Origin of the sequence: Streptomyces tibetensis, from assembly GCF_007655005.1 — a bacterium.
Classification (GTDB): Bacteria; Actinomycetota; Actinomycetes; order Streptomycetales; family Streptomycetaceae; genus Streptomyces; species Streptomyces tibetensis.
The window spans coordinates 88,229-111,266 of the sequence record NZ_SZVW01000018.1; the positions used below are offsets into that span (position 1 = coordinate 88,229).

A 23,038-nucleotide genomic window follows, 5' to 3' on the forward strand; every position below is an offset into this window, starting at 1 on the left:
TGCACGTGCATCTGCCCTTGCATCTGCTGTACGCATCCGAAACCATGGTCCCGCACCACCGCCGCATCGCACCGACCGCGAATTCCCGGGAGTGCCTCGCATGGGGACGAATGGATCGACCATGCTCGAGCCGTTACGGCAGGGCCTTCCGCCGCTGGATCCAGCGGCCGTGTCCGACGCCGCCTCCTGCGCCCTTCCCGCCCGCTACGAAGCGGTGCGCGAGGCACGGCGGTTCACCCGCGGGACCCTCGACCAGTGGGACATGGGCGAGCGGTTCGACGACGTCTGCCTGGTGGTCTCGGAACTCGTCACCAACGCGCTGCGCCACGGCCTGCCGACGGGCAACGCGTGCACCGGCGACCGCGAACCCCCCGTGCGGCTGCACCTGATGCGGTGGGCCGAGCGGCTGGTGTGCGCGGTACGCGACCCCAGTCACGACAGTCCGGTCGCCCGGGAGACCGACGACTTCTCGGCCGAGTCGGGCCGCGGGCTGTTCCTCGTCGACTCCTTCAGCGACAGCTGGGGCTGGCACCCGCTCGCGGGCGCGCTCGACGGCAAGGTGGTCTGGGCGCTGTTCCGGCTGCCGCACGCCGGTTCACGACCCTGCGGGGAATGAGAGACCGCGGCGCATTCTCGCGTCGCGGTTCTACGCGCGTCACCGCGCGCTGAGGGCGGATCGCCCCGTTTTCGCCGGGGCGGGCGGAGCCTCAGCCGCCGACCAGGTGGTCGAACTCGCCGTCCTTCACGCCGAGCAGCATCGCCTCGATCTCCGCACGGGTGTAGACCAGCGCGGGGCCATCGGGGAAGCGCGAGTTGCGCACGGCCACGTCACCGCCCGGCAGTCGGGCGAACTCCACACACGAGCCCTGCGAATTGCTGTGCCGACTCTTCTGCCAGGCCACACCGCGCAGTCCGGCGGCCGCCATACCGTTGTACACGTCGTGGTCCACAGGTCGCTCCCCGATGGTGCACTGGCTGGTGTGGCCATTGGTGCAGTGGTCAACTGACCCGGATCATAGCCCTGTTCATGTGCAGATGCATGGGCAGATGCACGTGCACGCGGGGTGGTCCTGCGGTTACAGCTTTGACGACCGCTTGACCGAAGCTCTCGACTGTTTGACGGCTCGTCCCCACCTCTCGTTCCCTGCGGCCTGCGCCGAAGTGGCCCGGTTCGGGGAGGTCCGGTGGAGGCGGAGCATCCGCTCGGCGGCGGGCCGAGGCGGCGGCGCGGGTGCCGCACCGGAGAAGCGGGAGCTGAGACGCACGGCCGTGCGAAGGGCGTTCGGCCGACCGACCCGCATCCGGAAGGCGGCCGTGGCCTGCGAGGACGAGGAGAAATGGGCCGGTCGCAGGAGGCCGGGGTCGTCCGTATGGCCGGTGCCCGGCTCGGACCAACGCCGGACACCCGCTCGTCTCGCGGCGCCCGTCGACCTGCGCGACCCGCGTCCCGGAGCGCCCCGGCACGGCTCGCGACGATGCCGCCGCGCGGCCGGTCCGACCTGCGTCCGGCCCGGCCCTGAGGACCCGCCGCGCGCCCCGACGCCGGACGGCCGTCGGCGGACTCCGGCCCGGCCACGGCACGGGCGAAAGGTCCCCCACCCGTCAAGCGTGGGGAACCTCACCCCCTGCGCCGCCTCGCGCAGCGCCCGCTCCTCCCGGTACTCCGCGCCGATCGCGGCCGGACGGGCTCAGCGGCCGGCGTACGGCAGGAGCGCCATCTCGCGTGCGTTCTTGATGGCCCTGGCCAGCTGCCGTTGCTGCTGGGACGACACCCGGGTGACGCGGCGGCTTCGGATCTTGCCGCGGTCGGAGATGAACTTCCGCAGCAGATCGGTGTCCTTGTAGTCGATGTACGTGATCCCGTCCTGGTACAGGGGGTTGGGCCGGTCCTTGGCGGGCTTGCGGTCGGGCTTGCGGGGCATGGCGGGTCAGACCTCCAGGAGGGTGTCGAAGGCGTGCGGCAGGCTCTGCCAGGCGTCGGGGCCGGCGGCGTACTCGGCGTCGGTCAGCAGGCAGGACTCCAGCAGCCGTGCCAGGCCGTCCCGGTCGAGGCCGGGCGAGGTGAAGACCAGGTGCTGGCCGCGGTCCCCGTGCTCGGGGTGCCAGTCCAGCGCGGCGGCGGCGCGGCGCACCGGCGGGACCATCTCCCAGGCCGCGTCCGGAAGGGACGCCAGCCAGGGGCCCACGCTCTCCACGCACAGGGCCCCGCCCGCCGCGTCCCAGTGGAACAGCGTGTCGGGCTTGTCGGCGAGCCAGAACCGGCCCCGGCTGCGGGCGGCCGCGCAGGTCAGATCCTCCAGCGCGGCGTACAGCCGCTCCGGGTGGAAGGGGCGGCGCCGGTGCCACACCAGGGTGGAGACGCCGTGCGCGTCGGCCTCGGCGGGGAGCAGCGCGCAGGCCGGGTGCTGGGCGGCGGCGGCCGCCTCGACATCGAAGCCGGCCAGGGCGGCCTCGGCCAGGGGCGAGAGCGGACGCCTGCGCGGGGTCGGCACGGTCAGGCCGTCGTCGGCCCGGTCCGCTGGGGCTCCCTGCCCGACCGGGGCCAAGCGGGCCGTCGGGTGCAGCTGCGCGAGCAGCTCGCGGTCCTCGTCGTCGGCCTCCGGGGAGTCGGCGACGGCGAGGACGGGGGCGTACTCGAGCTGGCGCGCGAAGGTGTCGGCGATCGTGCGCTGGTCGGTCGCGGCGGCGGCGAGACCGGCGTCGGCCAGGTCGTCGCCGTTGCCGAGGTACGGCAGGACCAGGGCCGGGTCGACGGCGGTGATCACGCCGGTGACGGTGAGCCCGCCCGCCGTGACGACCTCGGCCATGGCCTTGGGCTCGACGGAGTCCCACAGCTCGACGACGGCCAGCCGGGTGGATCCGGCGTCCCGCAGCCGCTCGAGCTCCGGTACCAGGTCCTCGCGCAGGGCGCAGCACGCGCAGTCGTTGACGAGCGGTGCCTCCCCCGCGTCGAGGACACCGGAGGCGTCCCGGATGGTCCGTACGACCGTGCCCGCGGCGGCCGTCGCCAGGTCGTGGTGGAGGACGACACTGCCGGGCACGTCGGCGAGCAGCCGCGCGACGGCCGCCCTGCGGGCGTCGGCGTGCAGCCCTCCGACGATCACGACGGGGAGCCCAGGGGGGACAGCCACGCGATCAGCCCTTCTTTCCGTACCGGCGCTCGAAGCGCTCCACGCGGCCGGCGGTGTCCAGGACGCGGGCGGTGCCGGTGTAGAAGGGGTGGCTGACGTCGGAGATCTCGACGTCGACGACCGGGTAGGTGTTGCCGTCCTCCCAGTCGATCGTCCTCTCGCCCGCCGTGGCGGAAAGGGTCGAGCGGGTGAGGAAGGCGTAGTTCGCGGCACGGTCGCGGAAGACGACGGGGCCGTACTCCGGGTGGATTCCCTGGCGCATGGTCAGCGCTCCTCTCGGAAGTCGACGTGACGGCCGGCGACCGGATCGAACTTGCGCAGGGCCATGCGGTCCGGGTCGTTGCGGCGGTTCTTGCGGGTCACGTAGGTGAAGCCGGTCCCGGCGGTGGACCGGAGCTTGATGACCGGACGGAGTTCGTTGCGTGCCATGCCGCTATGATACTGAAAATGAAATCCATTTCCACAGTACGAGGCAGAGAGGTACGTCACCACCCATGTCCGCGCACTGCATGCTGACCGGCGCACAGCCGGGCTTCGGCAACCGCATCTCCCACTCCCACCGCCGCACGTCGCGCCGGTTCGACCCCAACATCCAGTCCAAGCGCTACTGGCTGCCGAGCGAGGGCCGGTACGTCCGGCTCCGGCTCAGCACCAAGGGCATCAATACCGTCGACACGATCGGGATCGAGGCGGCCGTCGCCCGGATCCGCGCCCGGGGAGTGAGGATCTGATGGCGAAGAAGAGCAAGATCGCGAAGAACGACAGGCGGCAGGAGGTCGTCGCGCGGTACGCCGCCCGGCGGGCCGAGCTGAAGGAGATCATCCGGCGGCCGTCGTCGACTCAGGCCGAACGGCTCGCCGCGCAGGCGGAGCTGCGCAGGCAGCCGCGCGACGCGAGCGCCACGCGCGTACGCAACCGCGACCAGGTGGACGGCCGGCCACGCGGCTACTTCCGGACGTTCGGGCTGTCCCGGGTGAGTCTGCGGGAGCAGGCGCACGCGGGCTATCTGCCCGGCGTGCGCAAGTCGTCCTGGTAAGAGGCGTTCCCGAGGGCTCTTGACGGGCCCTGGTAGCTTGCTGCGGTCGTTCCGGCCACGGGGCCGGCCGGTGCCGTCCGGGCCGGCCGGCCGGCTACAGCTTGGGGGCTTGCAGTGACTTCGGTGATCTTCTCGCGCCGCTCCGGCGCCGTGCGCGTCGCCGCGGCGGCCGCGGGGCTGGCGGCCGCGCTCGTGCTGAGCGCGTGCAGCAGCGGCGGCGACTCGGGCGACGACTCGTCCGCCGCCCCCTCCCCGTCGGCCTCGGCGTCCACCCCGGCGGGCTCAGACTCCGGCTCCGGTTCCGGTTCCGGTTCCGACGAGACGTCCGGCGGTGCGCTGGCGGGCAGCTGGCTCTCGACGACCGGCGGCAAGGCCGTGGCCCTGGTGATCACCGGCAAGCAGGCGGCGCTGTTCGCCACCGGCGGCAGCGTGTGCAGCGGCACCGCGGGCGAGGAGTCCGGCATGCGGATGATCCGCCTGAAGTGCACGGACGGCTCCAAGGACCGGGCGACCGGCATGGTCGACTCGGTGAACAAGACCAGCCTGAAGGTCACCTGGGAGGGCGGCCTCGGTACGGAGACCTACCGGAAGGCCGAGGGCGGCAAGCTCCCGACGGGCCTGCCGACGGCGAGCCTCGGCTGACACACCACCCCCGGACGGAAGGCCACGGATCGCCTACGGGCACCGCGGCCCGTCCGGCGCTGGGCGAGGGCGGGGCGCGCGATTGCGCGGATCATCACGCGTACGTTCCGGAGTCCGGCGCTGGGAGGGGGGCGGGGCGCGCGATTCCGCGGATTACCACGCGTACGGCCCGGAGTCCGGCGTTCGGGGGAATCGCAGGGGGTGCGTGGCCGTGCGGTGCCCGGGTGCGTGATGATCCAGGGGCCCGATGCCGCTTTCGTTCGACACGTCCAGAGGACCTCATGCGCACCTACCCCCTCCCCCTGGCCGCCGCCCTCGCCGCGACGGTCCTGCTGACCGGCTGCAGCGATGACAAGGCCGGTGGTGATGACGTCAAGAACGCGGACCGGCCCAGCGACTCGGCCTGCGCGCTCGGCGACATGGGCGTCGAGGTCGGTGCCGGGGCCGCCCCGGCCGCCGGGGACACCGGCACCGTCACCGTCACGCTCACCAACAAGGGCGCACAGTGCACGCTGAAGGGCTTCCCCGGCGTGGACCTGCTGGCCGACGACAAGACGACGTCCGTCTCCCCGGACGAGGGCGCGAAGGCCCAGTCGCTGACCCTCGGGAAGGGCGGCACCACGTCCTTCACCATCACCTACGTCCGGGGGGAGGCGGGCTCCGCGGAGAGCCTCGCCGTGCGCAAGGCGTCCTTCACCCTGCCCGGCGACACCAGGACGGCGCACGAGCTGAAGTGGTCGTACGGCGAGGTCGCCTGGGCGGCGGACAAGAAGCCCTCGGTGAGCGGCTTCGAGACCTCGGGCGACTGACGGCGCCGAGGGCGCTGACGGCAGGTCAGCGCAGGGGCGGCCGGCGGCGGACCTGGGCCCGGTCCGCCGCCTGCGCGCCCTGCGTCCAGCCCTCCTCGTCGCGCACCCCGCGCAGCCGGGTCGTGGTCGTCTCCGGGAACATCTGCTCCAGCCGCCCGGTGACGGCGACCTCCCGGGAGGCGAGGACGGGCAGCAGATCGTCGGTCACCTGGGTCTCGGCGGCTGCCGCCAGCCGGGTGCCGATGCGATGGGCGTAGGCCGCGAGGAACGACTGCCGGAACGTCTTGGTGCGCTTGCGGCCACCGGTCCTCTGTGCGGCCTCCGCCCTGGTCATCGCGGTCGTGGCCTGCACCAGGAGTGAGGTGTAGAGGAGTTCGACCGCCTCCAGGTCGGCCTCGAAGCCGACGACGGTGGAGAAGCCGAGCGGCTCGTTCCACACCGCCCGGCAGTGGTTGGCGCCGGCGACGGCGTCCAGCAGCACCGCCTTGGTCTGTTCGTACGGCGGCTCGACCCCGACCCGGCAGGCCCCTGGTGTGTCCGGCGAGGGTGCCCTCGCCGCGAGCAGCGCCTCGTCGACGCTGTGCCGTGCCATCAGCTCCTGCGCCTTGGCGCTGAGCGCCTCCGCCTCCTCCGGGAACCCGGTCGCCTCCGCCTTGGCCAGCAGGGCGCGGATGCGGGTGAGCATCCGCGACTCGGCGCCGGTCTTCCCGGGCGCCGCCCCGGGCGTCTCGTCGAGGGCCTCCAGGGGCGGCAGCCGCAGCAGCAGCCGGTACAGCTCCAGCACGGCCGTGGCGTACGAGAAGCGGTCGGTGCGGGGCGGGGCGTCGGCGGGGAGGTCGGCGAGCTGCCCGTTCCAGCGGCGGCCCCGGGGGCCGTCGCCGGGGGCCTGTGCGCGGATCAGCGCGGCCACGAGGAGCACGTGGACATCGTCCAGCTCGCGCCGGACGATCCGTACGACGTCGGCCGGCTGCCAGCCGCGCCGCCAGGCCGCCGCCACGAACTCCTGTCCCCGCCGGTCGAGTTCGGGGTCCGCCGCCGGGTCGGAGGCGAGCAGGGAGGCGCCGGTGTCGAGGGCCGTCTCGCCGGTCTCGTAGAGGGCCGCTGCGAACGCGCGGTCGACGGTGCTGGACGTACTCACGGGCCGATGGTGCCACGCCGTCACGTCCGGCCCGGAACCCGCGGCAGAATGTCAACCTGTGGTTGACAGTCCTCGTAGCGCAACCTACGGTTGACACATGACGAACCCCGACACCACGTCATCCATCCGTCTCGACGACCTCATCGCGGCCATCAAGAAGGTCCACGAGGAGCCGCTCGACCAGCTCCAGGACGCGGTGATCGCCGCGGACCACCTGGGCGACGTGGCCGACCACCTGATCGGCCACTTCGTCGACCAGGCCCGGCGCTCCGGCGCCTCCTGGACCGACATCGGCAAGAGCATGGGCGTCACCCGGCAGGCCGCGCAGAAGCGGTTCGTGCCCAAGGAGTCGGCCGATCTCGACCCGAGCCAGGGCTTCAACCGGTACACGCCGCGCGCCCGCAGCGTGGTCATGGCGGCGCACAACGCGTCCAAGGCCGCGCACAACGCCGAGGGTCTGCCCGAACACCTCGTCCTCGGACTGCTGGCCGAACCGGAGGGACTCGCCGCGAAGGCGATCGTCGAGCAGGGGGTCTCGCTCGACGCGGTCCGCGCGGCGGCCACGGCGGCGCTCCCGCAGGCCGTCGAGGACGCCCCGGAACTCGTGCCGTACGGCCCGGCCGCCAAGAAGGTCCTGGAACTCACCTTCCGCGAGGCCCTGCGCCTCGGCCACAACTACATCGGCACCGAGCACATCCTGCTCGCCCTGCTGGAGCACGAGAACGGCCAGGGGGTCCTCAGCGGCCTGGGCATCGGCAAGGAGCGGACCGAGCAGTACGTGGCCAGGGTGCTGGAGAAGATCGCGCAGGCACAGGAGAACGTGCTGGACGAGTCCTGACCCTGGTCGGCGGCGACAGGGGGCGTTGTCAGACCCCCCTGTCACACTCACCGCATGGCCGACCGATGGGCGCTCGCCCCGGCCGAGGACGGTGGCGTGGACGTCGCCCCCCTCGGCCCCGACGGGCTGCCCGCCGGACCGGTGCGGCGGGAGGCGGATCCCGCCGAGGCCGTGCGGAGCCGTCCCGGCGTCACGCGGTGGGTGTGGCGGTCCACCGCCGAGGTCTACCCGCGCCTGCTCGTCACGGGGGTGCGAGTCGAGCGGTGCTACGACATCGAGGCCGCCGAGACGCTCCTCCTCGGCCACGAGGGGCGGTACGGGGAACCACGCTCGGCCGCGGCCGCCCTGGCCCGGCTGCGCGGCGGCCCCGTACCGCCCGATCCGCCGCAGCGGTCCGCGGAACCGGGATCCCAGTCGTCCCTGTTCGAGCCTCAGGGCGTCCACCTGCCCCTGGCGGACCTCCTCGCGGTGTACGCCGAGCAGCAGCGGCGGCACGACAGCGCCGAGCACCCCGACCGCATGCGGCTGCTCACGGCCGCCGAGTCGGCGGGCATGCTGGTGGCGGCCGAGATGAACCGCGCCGGGCTGCCCTGGAGCGCCGAGGTGCACCGCACGCTTCTGCACGACCTGCTGGGCGAGCGGTACGCGGGCGGCGGCGAGCCCCGCCGGCTGGCCGAACTGGCCGAGGAGGTGTCCACCGCGTTCGGCCGCCGGGTCCGCCCCGACCTGCCCGCCGACGTGGTCAAGGCCTTCGCGCAGGCCGGCATCAAGGTCTCCTCGACCCGTAGGTGGGAGATCGAGACGGTCGACCATCCGGCCGTGAAACCCCTCCTGGAGTACAAGAAGCTGTACCGCATCTGGGTCGCCCACGGCTGGTCGTGGCTGCAGGACTGGGTCCGCGAGGGCCGCTTCCGGCCCGAGTTCCTCGCGGCCGGGACGGTGACCGGCCGCTGGGTCACCAACGGCGGGGGCGGGCTCCAGATCCCGAAGGTGATCCGGCGGGCCGTGGTCGCCGACCCCGGCTGGCGGCTCGTCGTCGCCGACGCCGACCAGATGGAACCGCGCGTCCTCGCCGCGATCTCCCGCGACCCGGGCCTGATGGAAGTGGCCGGGCGGGAGAGCGACCTCTACCAGTCGGTCTCCGACCGGGCCTTCTCCGGCGACCGCTCCCAGGCCAAACTCGCCGTGCTCGGCGCGGTCTACGGCCAGACCTCCGGCGACGGCCTGAAGAACCTCGCGGCACTCAGACGCCGCTTCCCCAGAGCCGTGGCCTACGTCGACGACGCGGCCCGGGCCGGTGAGGAGGGCCGGCTCGTGCGGACCTGGCTCGGCCGGACCTGTCCGCCGGCCGCCCGGGGGACGGACGACGCGACCGAGGAAGCGGGCATCCCGGCCGCCGAGGCGGACCAGTCCGACGACAGCGCCGCGTGGGTGCCCGGCTACGCCTCCACCAACGCCCGCGCCCGCGGCCGCTTCGCCCGCAACTTCGTCGTCCAGGGCAGCGCCGCCGACTGGGCGCTGCTGCTGCTCGCCGCGCTGCGCAGGACCTGCGCCGAGCTGGCGGCCGAGCTGGTCTTCTTCCAGCACGACGAGGTGATCGTGCACTGTCCCGCGGAGGAGGCCGAGGCGGTCGTGGCGGCGATCCGCGAGGCGGCGGCCCTGGCCGGGCGGCTGACCTTCGGTCAGACACCGGTGCGGTTCCCGTTCACGACGGCCGTGGTGGAGTGCTACGCCGACGCCAAGTGACCATCGGGGACGCCCGGAGCTCGCGCGGCGCGACCATCGGGGACGCCCGGAGGTCGCGCGGCGCCGTGGCGCCGGCTGCCGGCCCGTGGTCCGCCAGGAGGGATGTCGTCCCGGTCGCGGCCGGGTCCCACGGTCGCGGCGAGGATCTGCTCGGCGACAGCCGCGTACCACCGCAGCGCCGTGCCGGCGGTGTCGGCGGCGCCCCGCTCCCCGGCCCGTTCACGGGCGAAGTCGCGCACCAGGACGTGCGGCACGTAGCGGCCGTACGTCGTCTCCTCCAGCAGGGCCACGTCGACGAGGCGGTCGAGGGCCGCCTCGGTGCGGGGTTCGCCGATGCCGGTGAGACGGGCGAGAAGGGGGACGCCGTAGGTGGGCAGGTCGAGCGTGCCGATACCGCGCAGGGTGCGGGCCGCGTCCCGGTCGGCCTCGTGCTCAGAGGCGGCGAGTGCGTCGTAGGCGACGGCCAGGGAGCGGCGGACGCTCAGGTCGTCGTACTCCAGGTGGCACAACCGCCTCTCGGCGGTGGCGAGTTGCCCGGCGAGCATCTCGGGCGTCAGAGCCCGGCGGGCGGCGAGCCGCGCGGCCAGGACCCGCAGGGCCAGCGGAAGCCGGCCGGTGAGCTCGACGAGGAGCCGGGCGGCGTCCGTGCCGTCCAGGCCGTCGCGGCCCGAGGCGCAGCGCAGGAGTTCGGCGCCCTCCTCGTCCGACAGCGGGGCCAGCGGGAACCGGACCGCGCCGTCGAGGGCGGTCAGCGGCGAACGGCTGGTGACGATCACCGCACAGCCGCCACCGCCCGGCAGCAGCGGCCGTACCTGCCCGGCGCTCGCGGCGTCGTCCAGCACCAGCAGCGTGCGGGTCGGCGCGAGCAGCGACCGGAGCAACGCGGCGGCGGCGGCCGGCTGCTCGGGGATGCGGCAGGGCTCGGTGCCGAGGTCGCGCAGCAGCGCGGTGAGCGCCTGAGCGGGAGTGAGAGGCGTCATGCCCGGGGTGGCACCGTGCAGATCGAGGTGCAACTGCCCATCGGGGAAACGTTCCGCCACCTGGTGGGCGACCTGCAGGGCAAGCGCGGTCTTCCCGACGCCGGCCATGCCGCTGATGACGGCGACGGGGTGAGGGCCGGGTGCCGTGAGCGCGCGGTGCAGGGAGTCGCGTACGGCACTGCGACCGACGAAAGGGGTCGGAGCCAGGGGCAGTTGGGCGGGGGGAGGCACCGGCCTGCTCGGGTCAGTGGGCGGCGCGGGGGGAGGCACGGGCCTGCCCGGGTCATTGGGTGACGCGAGGGGAGGCACCGACCCGCTCACTTCACCGGGCGACGCCAGGGGAGGCACCGGCCTGCCCGGGTCATTGGGTGACGCGGGGGGAGGCACCGGCCCGCCTGATTCACCGGGTGACCCGACGTGAGGCACCGGCCCACCCTGGACACCGGGTGACCCGACGTGAGGCACCGGCCCACCCTGGACACCGGGTGACGTCCCGCCGACCGGACACGTCGGCACTCTGCCGCTGTCACCCGGCTCCGCCGCACCACCGTCGCCGACGGCCCCCCGCAGCACCTCGACATGCGCTTCCCGCACCCCGGCCCCCGGTTCGATGCCGAGCCGGCCGACGAGGCGAGTCCGCAGGTCCCGGTGGACGGCCAGGGCCTCGGCCTGACGGCCGGTGCGGTGCAGGGCGAGCATCAGCTGCCGGTGGTAGACCTCCCGCAGCGGATACTCCGCGGTCAGCGCCGCCAGCTCCGGCACCAGCTCGTGCAGCCGCGGTCCGCCCAGCGCCAGCTCGGCGTCGTGGCGCCACTCCAGCAGCAACAGCCGGGCCTCGCACAGCCGCTGCGCGAAGGCGTAGCCGCCCACCTCGGGCGGCAGCCCGGCGAGCGGCGCACCCCGCCACAGCCCGAGCGCGGCCGCGCACTCGCGCACGACCCGCTCCCACGCCTGGCCTGTGTGCGCGGCACGCGCGGCGGTGACGTGTCCGTCGAAGACGTGGACGTCCAGCTCGCCCGCGTCGAGCCGCAGCACATACCCGGACGGCACCGTGCGCAGCCGTCCGGGGTCGTCGAGCAGCCGCCGCAGCCGGGCGATGTGATTGTGCAGCGAGGCCCGGGCGGAAACGGGCGGCGCCCCGCCCCACAGCGCGTCCTCCAGCGCTTCGGCGGGGACGACCCGTCCGGCGTCGAGGAGCAACGTGGCCAGCAGGGCACGGGACTTCGCGCTTGCGACAGGCATGGCGTCACTCCGGGGCCCGCCTTGATCCTCGCGGAACAACACCGGTGGGCCCAACAGCCCGAACCGCATCATCGCGCCACTACCCCCCGTGCACCCCGCCGTGGCGGGTTTCCACCCCTGAGCGACGGATTTCCGCCACCCGGCCTCACCTGCCGCGTCGGGATCAGCCGATGTCCTGGCCGTCCTCGGCCCCGGTTCGGCGACTTCCGGCCGATCGGCGGACGACCCAACGGCGAAGCGTTGGCCACATGTTAGCGATCCGTTGGCAAAGCCTGATGTGATCACTACATCGGATCTGGCCCGGCGGTGCGCGCGTCTGGACGCGCAACTCGGGGGAGTGTCGCCGCCGCGGCCGGGTCCGGGTCCCGGTCGGCGAGGTGAACGGCCGGGACCCTCTCCATCTCTCCGGCGCGGCATGTTCCGCGGCAAGGCGGACTCCGCCGACGCGTCAGATCACAGGCGGCACGCCAAACGACGGGCCTCACGTCAGATCACGGGCGGCACGCCAAATGACGGGCGACACGCCAGATCACAGGCGGCACGTCAGATCACGGATGGCACGTCAGATGACGGGTGGCCGTCCCAGCCGGGTCAGCCGCCACACCGTCCGCCACCGCATGGGCCGCCGCTCCCCCGCCGGCTCCCGTACGCCCTCCACGAATCCGCCGAACCACGCCCGCAGCCCGGCGCCCGAACGGTTCCGGGCGAGGGTGAGCAGCACCCACACGCCCAGATGGACGGGGACGAGCGGGAGCGGCAGCCGGCGCCGGGCCAGCCAGACCCGGTTGCGGGCGTTCACCCGGTAGTAGATGGCGTGCCGGGCGGGCGAGGTCTTGGGGTGCCGGAGCAGCAGCTCAGGCGCGTACAGGATCCGCCACCCCGCATCCACGGCCCGCCACGCGAGGTCGGTCTCCTCGTGCGCGAAGAAGAACTCGGCGGGCCAGTCGCCGACCTCGTCGAGCATCGCCATCCGCAGCCCGTGTCCGCCGCCGAGGAAACCGGTGACGTAACCACCCCGGTGGGGGTCCGAGTTGCCGAGGCGGGGCACGTGCCGCTGCTGCGTCTCGCCGAGTTCGTCGGCGATGCGGAAGCCGACGATGCCGAGCCGATCGTCGGCGGCGTACAGGTCCCGCACGCGGCGCAGCACGTCGGGGTCGACGAGCAGTCCGTCGTCGTCCAGATCCACCACGACGTCGATGTCGCCGAACTCCCGCAGCCGCGCCAGGGCGGCGTTGCGCCCGCCGGGACAGCCGACGTTCTCGTCGAGCTCGACGGTGGTGACCTCGCCGGGCAGCGAAAGTCTTTGGGCGAAGTCGGGCAGCGGGCAGCCGTTGCCGACGACGACGATCCGCTCGGGCGGCACGTCCTGTTTGGCCACGGACTCCAGCAGGGCGTCGACCTCGTCGGGCCGGTTGCCCATCGTCACCACGGCGACGGCGATCCTGGGCGCCCCCATGTCCTCACCTCGTACCGGTCGGCAGCTGACTGATTGACGGGCGATGCTAGCCGTTCACGGTAGGGACGTCTTAAGGACGCCTGCCGGACAGCGGTTCCCCTACGCCGTTCGGCGCAGGCGGCACCCGACCGGAACGGGCACAGGATGTCGGGTGCGGCAGGGCACGCGCTGCCTAGCGTGAGGGCACGAAAGGAAGGGGACCGGACGTGCTGGACCGGCTCAACCAGGCGATGGACCGGATCGAACGCGACCTCCGCCACACCGTCGACGCGGCGGACCTGGCGCGTACGGCATGCACCTCGGAGTACCACCTGCGCCGCATGTTCTCGGCCCTGGCCGGCATGCCGCTGTCGGAGTACATCCGCCGCCGCCGGCTGACGGTCGCGGGCGCGGAGGTGCTGGCGGGAGACGTCACGCTCCTGGAGATCGCTGTCCGCTACGGCTACGGCTCCGGCGAGGCGTTCGCCCGGGCGTTCCGCGCGATGCACGGCGTGGGCCCGGGCGAGGCCCGGCGCACCGGCGCCGCGCTCGTCTCCCAGCCCCGGTTGGCCTTCCGCCTCACCGTCGAAGGGAGCAGCAGCATGCACTACCGCGTCATGGACCGCCCGGCCTTCACCGTCACGGGCTTCAAGACCCGAGTCCCCCTGATCCACTCCGGCCCGAACCAGGCGATCATCGACTTCGTCCGGGGCCTCGACAAGCCCGCCGTGGATCAGCTGGAGAAACTGTCCGACCAGGAGCCGCAGGGCCTCGTCGCGGTCTGCGACGACCTGGATCCGAGCCGCGCCCAGGGCACGGAACTCGACTACTACCACGCCGTGATCACCTCGAACCCGGTTCCGACGCCGGCTCCCGAGGGCACCACCACCCTCCCGGTACCGCCGGGCACCTGGGCGGTCTTCACCACCTCGGGGCCCGCCCCGCAGGCCATCCAGCGTCTCTGGCACGACGCGTACACCGAGTGGTTCCCGTCCAACCCCTACCGCACCCGCCCCGGCCCGGAGATTTTCCGCACCCGCCTGTCCGCCGACGGCACGGAGGCGGACGCCGAGCTGTGGCTGCCGGTCGAACGGGAAACCACCCGCTGAAACACGGAAGAACCCCGGGCCGGATTCCGTCCGGCCCGGGGTTCCAGAGCCTCGCGGTCGCATCGGATCCCTTCTCGCGCACACCGTGGACAACGCCACCGGAGAGGGGCTCTCAAGCACCCGGGCCGTCAGCCCCCGCCCCGGTGGCCCACTCGCCCGGCAGGTCCTGCTCGGCCCAGATGATCTTTCCGGCCGGGGTGTAGCGCGTACCCCAACGGCGGGTCAGCTGGGCGACCAGGAACAACCCCCGGCCGCCCTCGTCGGTGGTCCGCGCATGGCCCATCCGGGGGGAGGTGTTGCTGGCGTCGGACACCTCGCAGATCAACTTGTCATGCCGGATCATGCGCAGCCTGACGGGCCCGGTGCCATGCCGAATGGCATTGGTGACCAACTCGCTGACCACCAGTTCCGTCGTCATCACCAGGTCGTCCAGCTGCCATCCGAGCAACTCGCGGACAGCCAGCTCCCTGGCGCTCGCGACGATCGCCGGATCCGTCGGCAGGTCCCACGAGGCGACCCGGTCGGCGCCCAGCGCATGCGGCCGGGCCAGGAGCAGAGCGACATCGTCGGTCTGCGGGCCGGTCAGCAGATGGTTCACGACCGCCGAGCACAACGCCTCCGGCGGCAGGCCGGACTGCGCGAGCACATGGCTGAGGCGGGACAGCCCGACGTCGATGTCCTGGTCATTGGTCTCGATGAGGCCATCGGTGTAGAGGGCGATCAGGCTTCCCTCGGGGAGGGATATCTCGGCGGACTCGAAGGGCAACGAGCCGAGACCCAGCGGAGGACCCGCCGGAAGGTCCGGGAAGACGACCTTGCCGCCGGGGGTGACCACTGCGGGCGGCGGATGTCCGGCCCGGGCCATGGTGCACAGCTGGGTGACCGGGTCGTAGACGGCATAGAGGCAGGTGGCGCCCAGCACCGCGGTGGCGATCGGCTCGTCGTCGCCACCCTTCTCCTCCGTCAGGCGGATCACCAGGTCGTCCAGGTGGGCCAGCAGTTCATCAGGCGGCAGGTCCATGTCAGCGAGCGTCTGTACGGCGGTACGCAGTCTGCCCATGGTCGCCGCGGCGTTGAGGCCGTGCCCGACGACGTCACCGACGACGAGGGCGACCCGGGCGCCGGACAGCTGGATCACATCGAACCAGTCGCCGCTCACCCCTTCCCGGGCATCGGCCGGCAGATAGCGCGAGGCCACCTCCATGGCGGTCCCACCGTTCAGCCCCCGCGGGAGCAGACTGCGCTGCAGGGCCAGCGCCGCAGCGTGCTCACGGGTGTAACGGCGGGCGTTCTCCACCCACACCGCGGCCCGGCTGACCAGCTCTTCGGCGAGCAGCAGGTCGTCCTCCTCGAACGGCTGCGGATGCTCCGTCCGGATGAAGGTGGCCACTCCCAGCACGGCGCCGCGCGCGGACAGCGGCACCCACATCACCGAGTGCATCCCGAACTCCGCGATGCTCCTGGCCCGCGCCGGGTCCTGCGCGACCCACGGGGCGGTGGCCGGGTCCAGGAACGGTTCCAGCACCGGGCTGCCGTTGACCATGCTCTCGAAGTACGGCGAGGACCTGGGCGCGTCGATCGAGTCGCCGGTGGCGACCACCGACTCCGGGCAACCCTCGTGGATCGACTGCTGCCCGGCACGCCGCACCAGGTACGTGCTGTCAGCCGGCCCCGAACCGGGTTCTTCGCCGTGCAGCACCGCTTCCAGCAGATCGACGGTCACGAAGTCGGCGAGCCTCGGCACCGAGAAGTCGGCCAGCTCCTGGGCGGTCTGCATCACATTCAGCGTGCCCCCGATACAGGCGCTGGCCTCGCTGAGCAGGGCCAGGCGCTCCCGGGCCCGCCATCTGTCGGTGACGTCCATGCCCATATAGCACACGCCCAGCGGGCTGCCGTCCGGGGCGTCGAGCCGGAAGAACGAGGTGGAGTAGGCGTGTTCCTGGTGCGGATCCGCCCAGGTCCAGCCCCGGTACTCGTAGTCGACGACCGGCTCGCCGGTCTCCAGCACCCGCCGCATCTGCGCTTCGAGCGCCTCGGTGTTCAGGCCCGGCAACGAGTCCGACATCCGGCGCCCGAGCCGCTCATCGCGCGGCACGCCGCCGTAGCGCTCCAGGGTGTCGTTCAACCACACGTACCGCAGGTCCGGGCTCAGCACGGCCATGCCGAGGGGTGAGCGGGTGAGGAAACCCTCCAGCACCTCCCCGCTGACCGCCCAGGTCGGGGCCTTCGACACATCGATCGCCGATACGAGCCAGGCCTTGCGGTCTTCGGTGTCGGACATCGCGGTCACCCGCAGCCCGACCTCGAGACGGCGGCCGTCACGGTGCCGGGCGCCCACCAGGCCGCCCCAGCTCTCCCGGGTCCCGCACTCCTCGGCGACCTCGGCCGCCCGTGAGGCGTCTTCGGACTGCGCCAGCAGCGTTGCGGCGGAGCGGTCGAGGATCTCCGCCGCGCCGTATCCCAGGAGCCGCTCAGCGGCCCCTGTCCAGCCGATGACCGTGCCCTCCGTGTCGATCACCGCAGCAGCCACGTTCGCCATCTCGAACGGTCCATGCGTTCCGTCCGGTGTTGCCTCCGTGTGGAACACCATGGCAGCCGTCCCATCTGGCGGATGGCATATGCGTCATTCTAGGGCGTATCGCATGGCACTGCGCCCCTCGGGCCGCTTCTGGGCCGTGCGCTACTCCTGGCCCTCGCCGGTGGTGAGCCGGGCGATCATCAGCGCCACCAGGATGATCGCGCCGTAGATGGCCTGGATCCAGAAGGACGACACCTGCGCCAGGGTGAGCAGGTTCTCCAGCATTCCCAGCAGCAGGACCCCGAGCAACGCCCCGGCCAGGGATCCCTTGCCGCCGTTCAAGCTGATGCCGCCGATGACAGCGGCCGCGAACACGGTGAAGATCAGGTCCTGTCCCTGATTGGCGTTGATCGCCCCGACCCGCCCGGCGATCACCAGGCCCGCCAGCGCGGCCAGCGTCCCGCCGATGACCAGAACCCCCCAGGCCACCCGGTCGGCCCGGATGCCCGCCGCCCGCGCAGCCGGGGCGTTGCCGCCCACCGCGTACACCGCGCGTCCCAGCCGGTGGTAGTGCAGCGCCCACCCGGCGACAGCGAAACAGGCGCCGGTCACCCATACGGAGACGGGGACCCCGAGCCAGTTCTCGGACCCCAGGGCGAAGAACGCGGCCGGGGCTTCGAACAAGGTCTTGCCGGACACCATGCCGACCAGGACTCCGCGCAGCACGATGTTCATCGCCAGGGTCACGATGAAGCCGTTGAGCTGGAGCTTGACGATCAGCAGACCGTTCACGACCCCGATCAGCGCCCCGGCGAGCGGAATGATCAGCAGCCCGAACCAGGAGGGCAACTCGCTGCCGAAACCCGCCGAGGCGGCCGGGATCACGGCCATGAAGCCAAGGGCCGGGGCGAGCCCCGCGATCGACTCCAGCGAGAGGTCGATCTTGCCGCTGATCAGGATCACCGCCTCGGCGAGCACCAGCAGTCCGAGCGCCGAGGATGCGCTGAGCACATTCAGCAGGTTGTCCCGCTCGAGGAAGCTCTCGTTGCTGACGGCACCGATGACCAGCAGCAGAAGCACCGCGGGCAGCAGCGCCAGGTCGCGGATCCGGCCCAGGGCGATCGCGCGGACGGGGCGGCGGACCGCCAGGTCCGGCCCACCACCGGGCGTCGGGCCGTTCGGCGCGGTGTCATTCATGGCCGGTGCCGACCCCTTCGATCGAGGCCACCAGTTCTTCGTCGGTCCAGCCGACGCTGTACTCGGCGGCGAGAGAGCCGTTGAACATCACCAGGACGCGGTCGCAGGTCCGCAGGTCCGCCAGCTCGTCCGAGACGACGATCGCCGCACGTCCCGCGGCCCTCGCCCGGTCGACGACCGCCAACAGCGCCCGCTTGGACTTCACGTCGACACCCGCCGTCGGGTTGATGAGCACCAGCACCCCCGGGTCGTTGGCCAGCGCCCGGCCCATGACGACCTTCTGCTGGTTGCCGCCCGACAAGTCCTTGACCGGCTGAGCCGGGCCGTCCGTCGTGATGTCGAGACCGGTGATCGTCCGCCGGGCGAAGGCGTCCCTGGCCCGGCGCGAGATCACACCCAGTCGCCCCAGCCGGTCCATGATGGTCATGGAGGCGTTCTCGGCCACCGACAGTTCCGGTACCAGCCCTTCATGGTGCCGGTCGCGCGGCACACAGCCCACGCCCGCAGCGAGCGCCGAGGCCACGCTGCCCGGCCGCGTCGGACGGCCGAGAACCTCGATCCGCCCGCTGTCGGGCCGGTACAGCCCGGCCACCGCCTCGGCGACCTGACGGCTCCCCGAACCCGCGAGCCCGGTCAGCCCCACCGTCTCCCCGGACCGGACGGTGAAGCCGACTTCTGTGAAATGCGGGCCGCTCAGCCGGTCCACCCGTACGGCCACGGGCGCGTCGTCCGCCGGCCGCGACCGGATCACGCCGAAGCCGGGGACCGCACCCGCGCCCCGCTCTCCGGTCATCGCCTGGACGAGTTCGCTCCTGCCCAGCTCGCCCACGGGCGCCGTGGTGATCCAGTGGGCGTCCCGCAAGACGGTGACGACCTGGCAGACGGCGTAGACCTCCTCCAGATGGTGGGAGATGTAGAGAAAGGTGATCCCGGCCCGCTGCAACCGCCGAACATGGGTGAACAGCCGGTCGATCGCCCGGCTGTCCAGCTGGGCGGTCGGCTCGTCCAGAATGATGAACCGGGTTCCGCGCGAGATCGACCGTGCGATCTCCACCATCTTGGCGTCCTCGACGGTGAGCCCTCCGGCCGGCACGGTCTCGTCGACCTCCACACCCCATTCGTCCAGCAGCTCGCGGGCCGCCGCGCGCATCCGCCGCCAGCTGATCACCCGGCCGCGAACCGTGGGTTGCCGGTTGACGTACAGGTTCTCGGCGACCGTGAGCTCAGGGATGATCGTCGACTGCTGGTAGACGCAGGCCACCCGCCGCTGCCACGCCTCACGGTCCGCCAGGCCGGGTGCGGGTTCGCCGTCGAACAGGACAACGCCGCGGTCCGGCCGCTGCAGTCCGGTCAGGATGGCCACCAGGGTCGATTTGCCGGCCCCGTTACGGCCGACGAGGGCATGCGACTCACCGGCCCGGACGGCGATCCGCACGTCGTCCAGGGCCACGGTGGGCCCGTAGCGCTTCCGGATCCCGTGGGCCTCGGCCACGATGCGGCGGCCGGCGCCATCGGCGCGGGGGTGGGTCGGTGGCGTCTGGTTCATCGCGCTCTCGCTTCCTGGGGGCCCGGGGAGACGGTCTTCCGGGTGATCAGGAGCTCTTGCCGATCTGGTTGCCCCACAGCGACGCGTCGTCGACATTGCCCTCGGTCACCAGCGGTGCCGGGAGCTGGTCCTCCAGGATTCCGCTGGGCAGCCGGACGATGGTGCTGTCGTGGTCGGTCGGGCCGGGGTGGAAGGTCTGGCCCTCCATCGCCCGCTTTATGTAGAAGATGCCGTACTTGGCGTACTGGTCGGCCGGCTGGGAGACGGTCGCGTCGATCAGGCCTTTGCGGATCGCATCCAGTTCCTGCGGGATGCCGTCGTTGGAGACGATCACGATGTGCCGGGGACTACCCGCCGCCACCAACGCGTTGTGCCGCCGCAGCGTGCTCAACGTGGGGGCCAGATACACGCCGCCGGACTGCATGTAGATGCCCTTGATGTCGGGGTTGGCGGTGTACAGCGCCTCCAGACCGGCCGCCGCCCTTTCCGCCTTCCAGACGGCGGGAATGTCCAGCACCTTGATGCCGGGGTAGTTCTTCTTGATGCACGCACTGAACGCCTCCGACCGGTCCCGCCCGTTGACCGACGCCAAATCGCCCTGAATCTGTACGACCTTGCCCGTCTTCACCGCGTCGCCGATCTGCCGACAGGCCTTCTCCCCAAAGGCACGGTTGTCGGCCCTGACCACCATCGCGACCTTGCCCTTGTCCGGCGCCACATCGACGGCGACCACCGGCACGCCCTTGCGCTGCGCGGCATTCAGCCCGGCGACGATCGCCGCGGAGTCCAACGGCGAGACGACCAGGCCCTTCACGTTCTGGGCGAGCAGATTCTGGATGTCGGTGATCTGTTTGCTCGGATCGGAGTCGGAGTTCACCATCTGAAGCACGCGGACGTCCTGGGCGGCGGCCTGCTTGGGGACGTAGGAGTCGTAGGACTCCCAGAACGGTGAGGTGAGCAGCGGCAGCACCACCCCGACCTTGCCCGAAGCGGTCTCGGTGGTGCTGCTCGTGCCCCCACCGCAGGCGGTGACGGCCGGCCCGCAGCCGAGTGCGAGGGCTGTTCCGACAGCAGCGATGCGTCGCTTCATGGTGCTCGGCTCCGAGTGAGTGGTCAGTGGTCGGTCATGTCAGTGGAAGGAATCCGGAGGCGTGCGGATGCCCTGTATCCCTCCGTCCACGGCGAGTGCCGTCCCGGTGGTGGCACCGGCCAGCGGCCCGGCGAGATACGCGATGGCGTCCGCGACCTGCTGGGCGGTGACCAGACGGCCGGTGGGCTGACGGGCGACGAGAGCGGCGCGTTCGGCCTCCGGGTCGTCGGAGTGTTCGAGCAGCCGACGCACCCAGGGGGTGTCGACGGTGCCTGGGTTGACGCAGTTGACCCGGATGCCCTCGCCGCTGTGGTCGGCGGCCATCGCCAGGGTCAGCGCGAGCACCGCGCCCTTGCTGGCCGCGTACAGCGCCCGCTGCGGCAGCCCGGCCAGCGCCGCGACCGAGCAGGTGTTGACGATGGACGCGCTGGGAGACCGGCGCAGATAAGGCAGTGCCGCCCGGCTGGTGCGGACGATGCCGAGCACATTGATGTCCAGCACGTGGTGCCATTCCTCGTCCGCGTTGTCCTCGACGGTGCCCGTCGCGCCGATGCCGGCGTTGTTGACCAGCACATCCAGGCCCCCGAACAAGTCCGCCACCCGGCTCACGGCGTCGGCCACCGAGACGGCGTCCCCGACATCGGCCTGTACCGGGTGCAGCCATGCGGGCACGGGCCCAGGACTACGGTCGAGCACCGCCACCCGGCACCCCCTCGCGGCCAGGGTCTCGGCGGTGGCCAGGCCGATCCCGGACGCCCCGCCGGTGATGACCGCGACCAGCCCCTGGAATTCCTCCCCGGGGTTCACGCCGGGGAGCCCTCGGCCGGAGGCACGTCGTACGGGGCCTGCCAGGCGGCGCCGCCGGGGAACGCGTACGCGGCGAGCGACTCGGGCCGCATCGCCGAGCTGAAGCCGGGGGCGGTCGGGGCCGCGTACCGCCCCCGGACGATCACGACCGGGTCGAGGAAGTGCTCGTGCAGATGATCCACATACTCGATGACCCGGTCCTGGAGGGTGCCGGAGACCGCCAGACAGTCGAACATCGCCAGGTGCTGCACGAGCTCGCACAGGCCCACCCCGCCCGCGTGCGGGCACACCGGGATCCCGAACTTGGCCGCGAGCAGGAGGATCGCCAGGTTCTCGTTGACTCCCCCGACCCGGCAGGCGTCCACCTGCAGAAAGTCGAGCGCCTCCGCTTGGAGCAGCTGCTTGAACATCACCCGGTTGTGCACATGTTCGCCGGTCGCCACCCGCACCGGCGCCACCTCCCGGCGAATCGCCGCGAGACCGAGAACGTCGTCCGGGCTGGTCGGCTCCTCGATCCAGTACGGGTCGAACTCCGCCAGCCGCCGGATCCACCCGACCGCCTCGTCGACCCCCCAGCGCTGATTGGCGTCCAGCGCCATCCGCACCCCGGGGCCGATCGTCCCCCGCGCGGTGCGGCATCGCCGCTCATCGTCTTCCGGATCGGCGCCGACCTTGAGTTTGATCTGCCCGAACCCGCTGTCCACGGCCTCCCGGGCCAACCCGGCGACCTTGCCGTCCGGGTAACCGAGCCAGCCAGGAGACGTCGCATACGCCGGATACCCCTCAGCGAGCAGCCGCGCCTCCCGCTCCTCCCTCCCGCCCCGCGCCCGCCGCAGAATCTCCAGCGCCTCATCGGGGGTCAGCGCGTCTTCGAGATAGCGGAAGTCGATCAACCCGACCACCTGCTCGGGCGACAGGTCGGCCAGCAGCTTCCACAGCGGCTTCCCCTCCCGCTTCGCGTACAGATCCCACACGGCGTTCACCACGGCCCCGATGGCCATGTGCACCACGCCCTTCTCCGGCCCCAGCCAGCGCAGCTGGCTGTCGCCGACGAGCGAGCGACTGAAACCCCCGAGGTCGGACAGGACCTCTCCCAGTCGCAGCCCCACCACATGCGGGCGCAACGCGGCGATCGCCGCCACCTCGACCTCATTGCCCCGGCCGATGGTGAAGCAGAACCCGTGCCCCTCCAGCCCGTCCCCGGCATCGGTGCGGATGATCACATAGGACGCCGAACAATCCGGATCGGGGTTCATGGCGTCCGACCCTTCGAGCCGACGCGACGTGGGAAACCGGATGTCGTAGGCGTCCAGCGCCGTGATCCGCCCCCGCGTCCGGGGCCTCATGGCAGGCGGCTCATCGACGTCATCGGGAGGACTCCAGAGAATCAGGCCTGACGGCAAGCTTGGACACCCAAATGACTGTATATCGCACAAAAGCCCCGTCCGCGCTACCGCACGCCCGTGTCTCCGGGGGCTCGGTACTGCAACGGTGCATGTCGTGACTGCCGGCCGGTTTGGTCACGGGTGTGGTGACGCCATCGCGCAAGCTGACCGACCCTCAGGAAGGCAACGCAAAAGGCCAGGTCAGAAGGAATCTGACCTGGCCTCAGGTGGAGCCGCCTTCGGGATTCGAACCCGAGACCTACGCATTACGAGTGCGTTGCTCTGGCCATCTGAGCTAAGGCGGCGCGCTGTCCGCACTATGGTGCGATCAGCAACGACGGTAAGTCTACACAGTTTCGAAGAGTGCTCCGCACCAGCCCCGGAGGCGG

Annotated in this window: 22 protein-coding genes and 1 tRNA gene; 8 read left to right on the top strand and 15 right to left on the bottom strand. The window is 72.0% G+C overall.

Annotation, left to right across the window (positions count from 1 at the left end; all coding sequences use genetic code 11):
- Nucleotides 1–100: 100 nt before the first annotated feature.
- Nucleotides 101–616 carry an ATP-binding protein gene (locus FDO69_RS28940; RefSeq protein ID WP_104783532.1) on the top strand — a complete coding sequence of 172 codons (516 nt, stop codon included), beginning with the start codon at nucleotides 101–103 and terminating at the stop codon, nucleotides 614–616.
- 91 nt (nucleotides 617–707) lie between these two features.
- Here FDO69_RS28940 and FDO69_RS28945 read toward each other — a convergent pair whose 3' ends face one another.
- From FDO69_RS28945 to rpmG, 5 genes are all read right to left on the bottom strand, one after another.
- Nucleotides 708–926 (bottom strand): DUF397 domain-containing protein, encoded by a 219-nt coding sequence (locus tag FDO69_RS28945; RefSeq protein ID WP_050810297.1) that lies wholly within the window; start codon nucleotides 924–926, stop codon nucleotides 708–710.
- 762 nt (nucleotides 927–1,688) lie between these two features.
- On the bottom strand, nucleotides 1,689–1,922 hold the full coding sequence (gene rpsR / locus FDO69_RS28950; RefSeq protein WP_104783535.1) for a 30S ribosomal protein S18: 234 nt from the start codon (nucleotides 1,920–1,922) through the stop codon (nucleotides 1,689–1,691).
- A gap of 6 nt (nucleotides 1,923–1,928) precedes the next feature.
- Entirely contained in the window at nucleotides 1,929–3,131 is a 1,203-nt protein-coding gene (locus tag FDO69_RS28955; RefSeq protein WP_104783538.1) for a CobW family GTP-binding protein, read from the bottom strand.
- Between the two features lie 4 nt (nucleotides 3,132–3,135).
- Nucleotides 3,136–3,393, bottom strand: coding sequence for a type B 50S ribosomal protein L31 (locus tag FDO69_RS28960; protein ID WP_104783540.1), 258 nt, complete (start codon nucleotides 3,391–3,393; stop codon nucleotides 3,136–3,138).
- A 2-nt stretch (nucleotides 3,394–3,395) separates the two neighbouring features.
- Complete coding sequence (gene rpmG / locus FDO69_RS28965; protein ID WP_104783543.1) at nucleotides 3,396–3,560, bottom strand: 50S ribosomal protein L33; 165 nt, start codon at nucleotides 3,558–3,560, stop codon at nucleotides 3,396–3,398.
- A 65-nt stretch (nucleotides 3,561–3,625) separates the two neighbouring features.
- Between rpmG and rpmB the strand changes: the two genes are divergently transcribed.
- The 4 genes from rpmB (at nucleotide 3,626) to FDO69_RS28985 (ending at nucleotide 5,618) form a co-directional block, all read left to right on the top strand.
- Nucleotides 3,626–3,862, top strand: coding sequence for a 50S ribosomal protein L28 (rpmB, locus tag FDO69_RS28970; RefSeq protein WP_104783546.1), 237 nt, complete (start codon nucleotides 3,626–3,628; stop codon nucleotides 3,860–3,862).
- On the top strand, nucleotides 3,862–4,167 hold the full coding sequence (gene rpsN / locus FDO69_RS28975) for a 30S ribosomal protein S14 (RefSeq protein WP_104783548.1): 306 nt from the start codon (nucleotides 3,862–3,864) through the stop codon (nucleotides 4,165–4,167). Before rpmB ends, rpsN begins: the two co-directional genes overlap by 1 nt.
- A 114-nt stretch (nucleotides 4,168–4,281) precedes the next feature.
- Nucleotides 4,282–4,809 (top strand): hypothetical protein, encoded by a 528-nt coding sequence (locus FDO69_RS28980; RefSeq protein ID WP_420878555.1) that lies wholly within the window; start codon nucleotides 4,282–4,284, stop codon nucleotides 4,807–4,809.
- 281 nt (nucleotides 4,810–5,090) lie between these two features.
- Nucleotides 5,091–5,618 carry a DUF4232 domain-containing protein gene (locus FDO69_RS28985; protein WP_104783554.1) on the top strand — a complete coding sequence of 176 codons (528 nt, stop codon included), beginning with the start codon at nucleotides 5,091–5,093 and terminating at the stop codon, nucleotides 5,616–5,618.
- A 25-nt stretch (nucleotides 5,619–5,643) separates the two neighbouring features.
- On the opposite strand, the gene FDO69_RS28990 is transcribed toward FDO69_RS28985, so the two are convergent.
- Nucleotides 5,644–6,756 carry a DUF2786 domain-containing protein gene (locus FDO69_RS28990; RefSeq protein WP_104783557.1) on the bottom strand — a complete coding sequence of 371 codons (1,113 nt, stop codon included), beginning with the start codon at nucleotides 6,754–6,756 and terminating at the stop codon, nucleotides 5,644–5,646.
- Nucleotides 6,757–6,853: 97 nt separating this feature from the next.
- Between FDO69_RS28990 and FDO69_RS28995 the strand changes: the two genes are divergently transcribed.
- Both FDO69_RS28995 and FDO69_RS29000 read left to right on the top strand, forming a co-directional pair.
- Entirely contained in the window at nucleotides 6,854–7,594 is a 741-nt protein-coding gene (locus tag FDO69_RS28995) for a Clp protease N-terminal domain-containing protein (RefSeq protein WP_104783560.1), read from the top strand.
- Nucleotides 7,595–7,648: 54 nt separating this feature from the next.
- Nucleotides 7,649–9,340: a bifunctional 3'-5' exonuclease/DNA polymerase gene (locus FDO69_RS29000; RefSeq protein ID WP_104783563.1), complete on the top strand. Its 1,692-nt coding sequence runs from the start codon at nucleotides 7,649–7,651 to the stop codon at nucleotides 9,338–9,340.
- On the opposite strand, the gene FDO69_RS29005 is transcribed toward FDO69_RS29000, so the two are convergent.
- Both FDO69_RS29005 and FDO69_RS29010 read right to left on the bottom strand, forming a co-directional pair.
- Nucleotides 9,322–11,634 (bottom strand): AfsR/SARP family transcriptional regulator, encoded by a 2,313-nt coding sequence (locus tag FDO69_RS29005; protein WP_442802783.1) that lies wholly within the window; start codon nucleotides 11,632–11,634, stop codon nucleotides 9,322–9,324. The genes FDO69_RS29000 and FDO69_RS29005 overlap by 19 nt on opposite strands.
- Before the next feature lie 490 nt (nucleotides 11,635–12,124).
- On the bottom strand, nucleotides 12,125–13,018 hold the full coding sequence (locus FDO69_RS29010) for a glycosyltransferase family 2 protein (protein WP_104783566.1): 894 nt from the start codon (nucleotides 13,016–13,018) through the stop codon (nucleotides 12,125–12,127).
- A 206-nt stretch (nucleotides 13,019–13,224) separates the two neighbouring features.
- Here FDO69_RS29010 and FDO69_RS29015 point away from each other — a divergent pair, with 206 nt between their 5' ends.
- The gene (locus tag FDO69_RS29015; protein ID WP_104783569.1) at nucleotides 13,225–14,106 is read left to right on the top strand and encodes an AraC family transcriptional regulator; all 882 of its coding nucleotides are present in this window, start codon (nucleotides 13,225–13,227) and stop codon (nucleotides 14,104–14,106) included.
- A 112-nt stretch (nucleotides 14,107–14,218) separates the two neighbouring features.
- On the opposite strand, the gene FDO69_RS29020 is transcribed toward FDO69_RS29015, so the two are convergent.
- The 7 genes from FDO69_RS29020 to FDO69_RS29050 all read right to left on the bottom strand — a co-directional run bounded on the left by FDO69_RS29020 (nucleotide 14,219) and on the right by FDO69_RS29050 (nucleotide 22,954).
- Nucleotides 14,219–16,645 carry a SpoIIE family protein phosphatase gene (locus tag FDO69_RS29020; protein WP_234388156.1) on the bottom strand — a complete coding sequence of 809 codons (2,427 nt, stop codon included), beginning with the start codon at nucleotides 16,643–16,645 and terminating at the stop codon, nucleotides 14,219–14,221.
- Between the two features lie 141 nt (nucleotides 16,646–16,786).
- Nucleotides 16,787–17,821, bottom strand: a complete 1,035-nt coding sequence (locus FDO69_RS29025; RefSeq protein WP_234388157.1) for an ABC transporter permease — start codon at nucleotides 17,819–17,821, stop codon at nucleotides 16,787–16,789.
- Nucleotides 17,814–19,367 carry a sugar ABC transporter ATP-binding protein gene (locus FDO69_RS29030; RefSeq protein ID WP_104783574.1) on the bottom strand — a complete coding sequence of 518 codons (1,554 nt, stop codon included), beginning with the start codon at nucleotides 19,365–19,367 and terminating at the stop codon, nucleotides 17,814–17,816. Before FDO69_RS29030 ends, FDO69_RS29025 begins: the two co-directional genes overlap by 8 nt.
- A 46-nt stretch (nucleotides 19,368–19,413) precedes the next feature.
- Nucleotides 19,414–20,457, bottom strand: coding sequence for a sugar ABC transporter substrate-binding protein (locus FDO69_RS29035; RefSeq protein ID WP_104783577.1), 1,044 nt, complete (start codon nucleotides 20,455–20,457; stop codon nucleotides 19,414–19,416).
- Nucleotides 20,458–20,496: 39 nt separating this feature from the next.
- Entirely contained in the window at nucleotides 20,497–21,264 is a 768-nt protein-coding gene (locus tag FDO69_RS29040) for an SDR family NAD(P)-dependent oxidoreductase (protein ID WP_104783579.1), read from the bottom strand.
- On the bottom strand, nucleotides 21,261–22,610 hold the full coding sequence (locus FDO69_RS29045) for an enolase C-terminal domain-like protein (RefSeq protein ID WP_104783582.1): 1,350 nt from the start codon (nucleotides 22,608–22,610) through the stop codon (nucleotides 21,261–21,263). Before FDO69_RS29045 ends, FDO69_RS29040 begins: the two co-directional genes overlap by 4 nt.
- A gap of 267 nt (nucleotides 22,611–22,877) precedes the next feature.
- Nucleotides 22,878–22,954: transfer RNA gene (locus tag FDO69_RS29050), tRNA-Thr, on the bottom strand.
- Nucleotides 22,955–23,038 lie beyond the last annotated feature (84 nt).

Bases quoted from the DNA above. Each gene is read 5' to 3' on its own strand.
- rpmB (WP_104783546.1), top strand. From the start codon at position 3,626: ATGTCCGCGCACTGCATGCTGACCGGCGCACAGCCGGGCTTCGGCAAC.
- rpsR (WP_104783535.1), bottom strand. From the start codon at position 1,922: ATGCCCCGCAAGCCCGACCGCAAGCCCGCCAAGGACCGGCCCAACCCC.
- FDO69_RS29005 (WP_442802783.1), bottom strand. From the start codon at position 11,634: ATGATGCGGTTCGGGCTGTTGGGCCCACCGGTGTTGTTCCGCGAGGAT.
- FDO69_RS28940 (WP_104783532.1), top strand. From the start codon at position 101: ATGGGGACGAATGGATCGACCATGCTCGAGCCGTTACGGCAGGGCCTT.
- FDO69_RS28945 (WP_050810297.1), bottom strand. From the start codon at position 926: ATGGCGGCCGCCGGACTGCGCGGTGTGGCCTGGCAGAAGAGTCGGCAC.
- FDO69_RS29020 (WP_234388156.1), bottom strand. From the start codon at position 16,645: ATGGCGAACGTGGCTGCTGCGGTGATCGACACGGAGGGCACGGTCATC.
- FDO69_RS28960 (WP_104783540.1), bottom strand. From the start codon at position 3,393: ATGCGCCAGGGAATCCACCCGGAGTACGGCCCCGTCGTCTTCCGCGAC.
- FDO69_RS29035 (WP_104783577.1), bottom strand. From the start codon at position 20,457: ATGAAGCGACGCATCGCTGCTGTCGGAACAGCCCTCGCACTCGGCTGC.
- FDO69_RS29045 (WP_104783582.1), bottom strand. From the start codon at position 22,610: ATGAGGCCCCGGACGCGGGGGCGGATCACGGCGCTGGACGCCTACGAC.
- rpmG (WP_104783543.1), bottom strand. From the start codon at position 3,560: ATGGCACGCAACGAACTCCGTCCGGTCATCAAGCTCCGGTCCACCGCC.
- FDO69_RS29030 (WP_104783574.1), bottom strand. From the start codon at position 19,367: ATGAACCAGACGCCACCGACCCACCCCCGCGCCGATGGCGCCGGCCGC.
- FDO69_RS28995 (WP_104783560.1), top strand. From the start codon at position 6,854: ATGACGAACCCCGACACCACGTCATCCATCCGTCTCGACGACCTCATC.
- FDO69_RS29010 (WP_104783566.1), bottom strand. From the start codon at position 13,018: ATGGGGGCGCCCAGGATCGCCGTCGCCGTGGTGACGATGGGCAACCGG.
- FDO69_RS28985 (WP_104783554.1), top strand. From the start codon at position 5,091: ATGCGCACCTACCCCCTCCCCCTGGCCGCCGCCCTCGCCGCGACGGTC.
- FDO69_RS29025 (WP_234388157.1), bottom strand. From the start codon at position 17,821: ATGAATGACACCGCGCCGAACGGCCCGACGCCCGGTGGTGGGCCGGAC.
- FDO69_RS29000 (WP_104783563.1), top strand. From the start codon at position 7,649: ATGGCCGACCGATGGGCGCTCGCCCCGGCCGAGGACGGTGGCGTGGAC.
- rpsN (WP_104783548.1), top strand. From the start codon at position 3,862: ATGGCGAAGAAGAGCAAGATCGCGAAGAACGACAGGCGGCAGGAGGTC.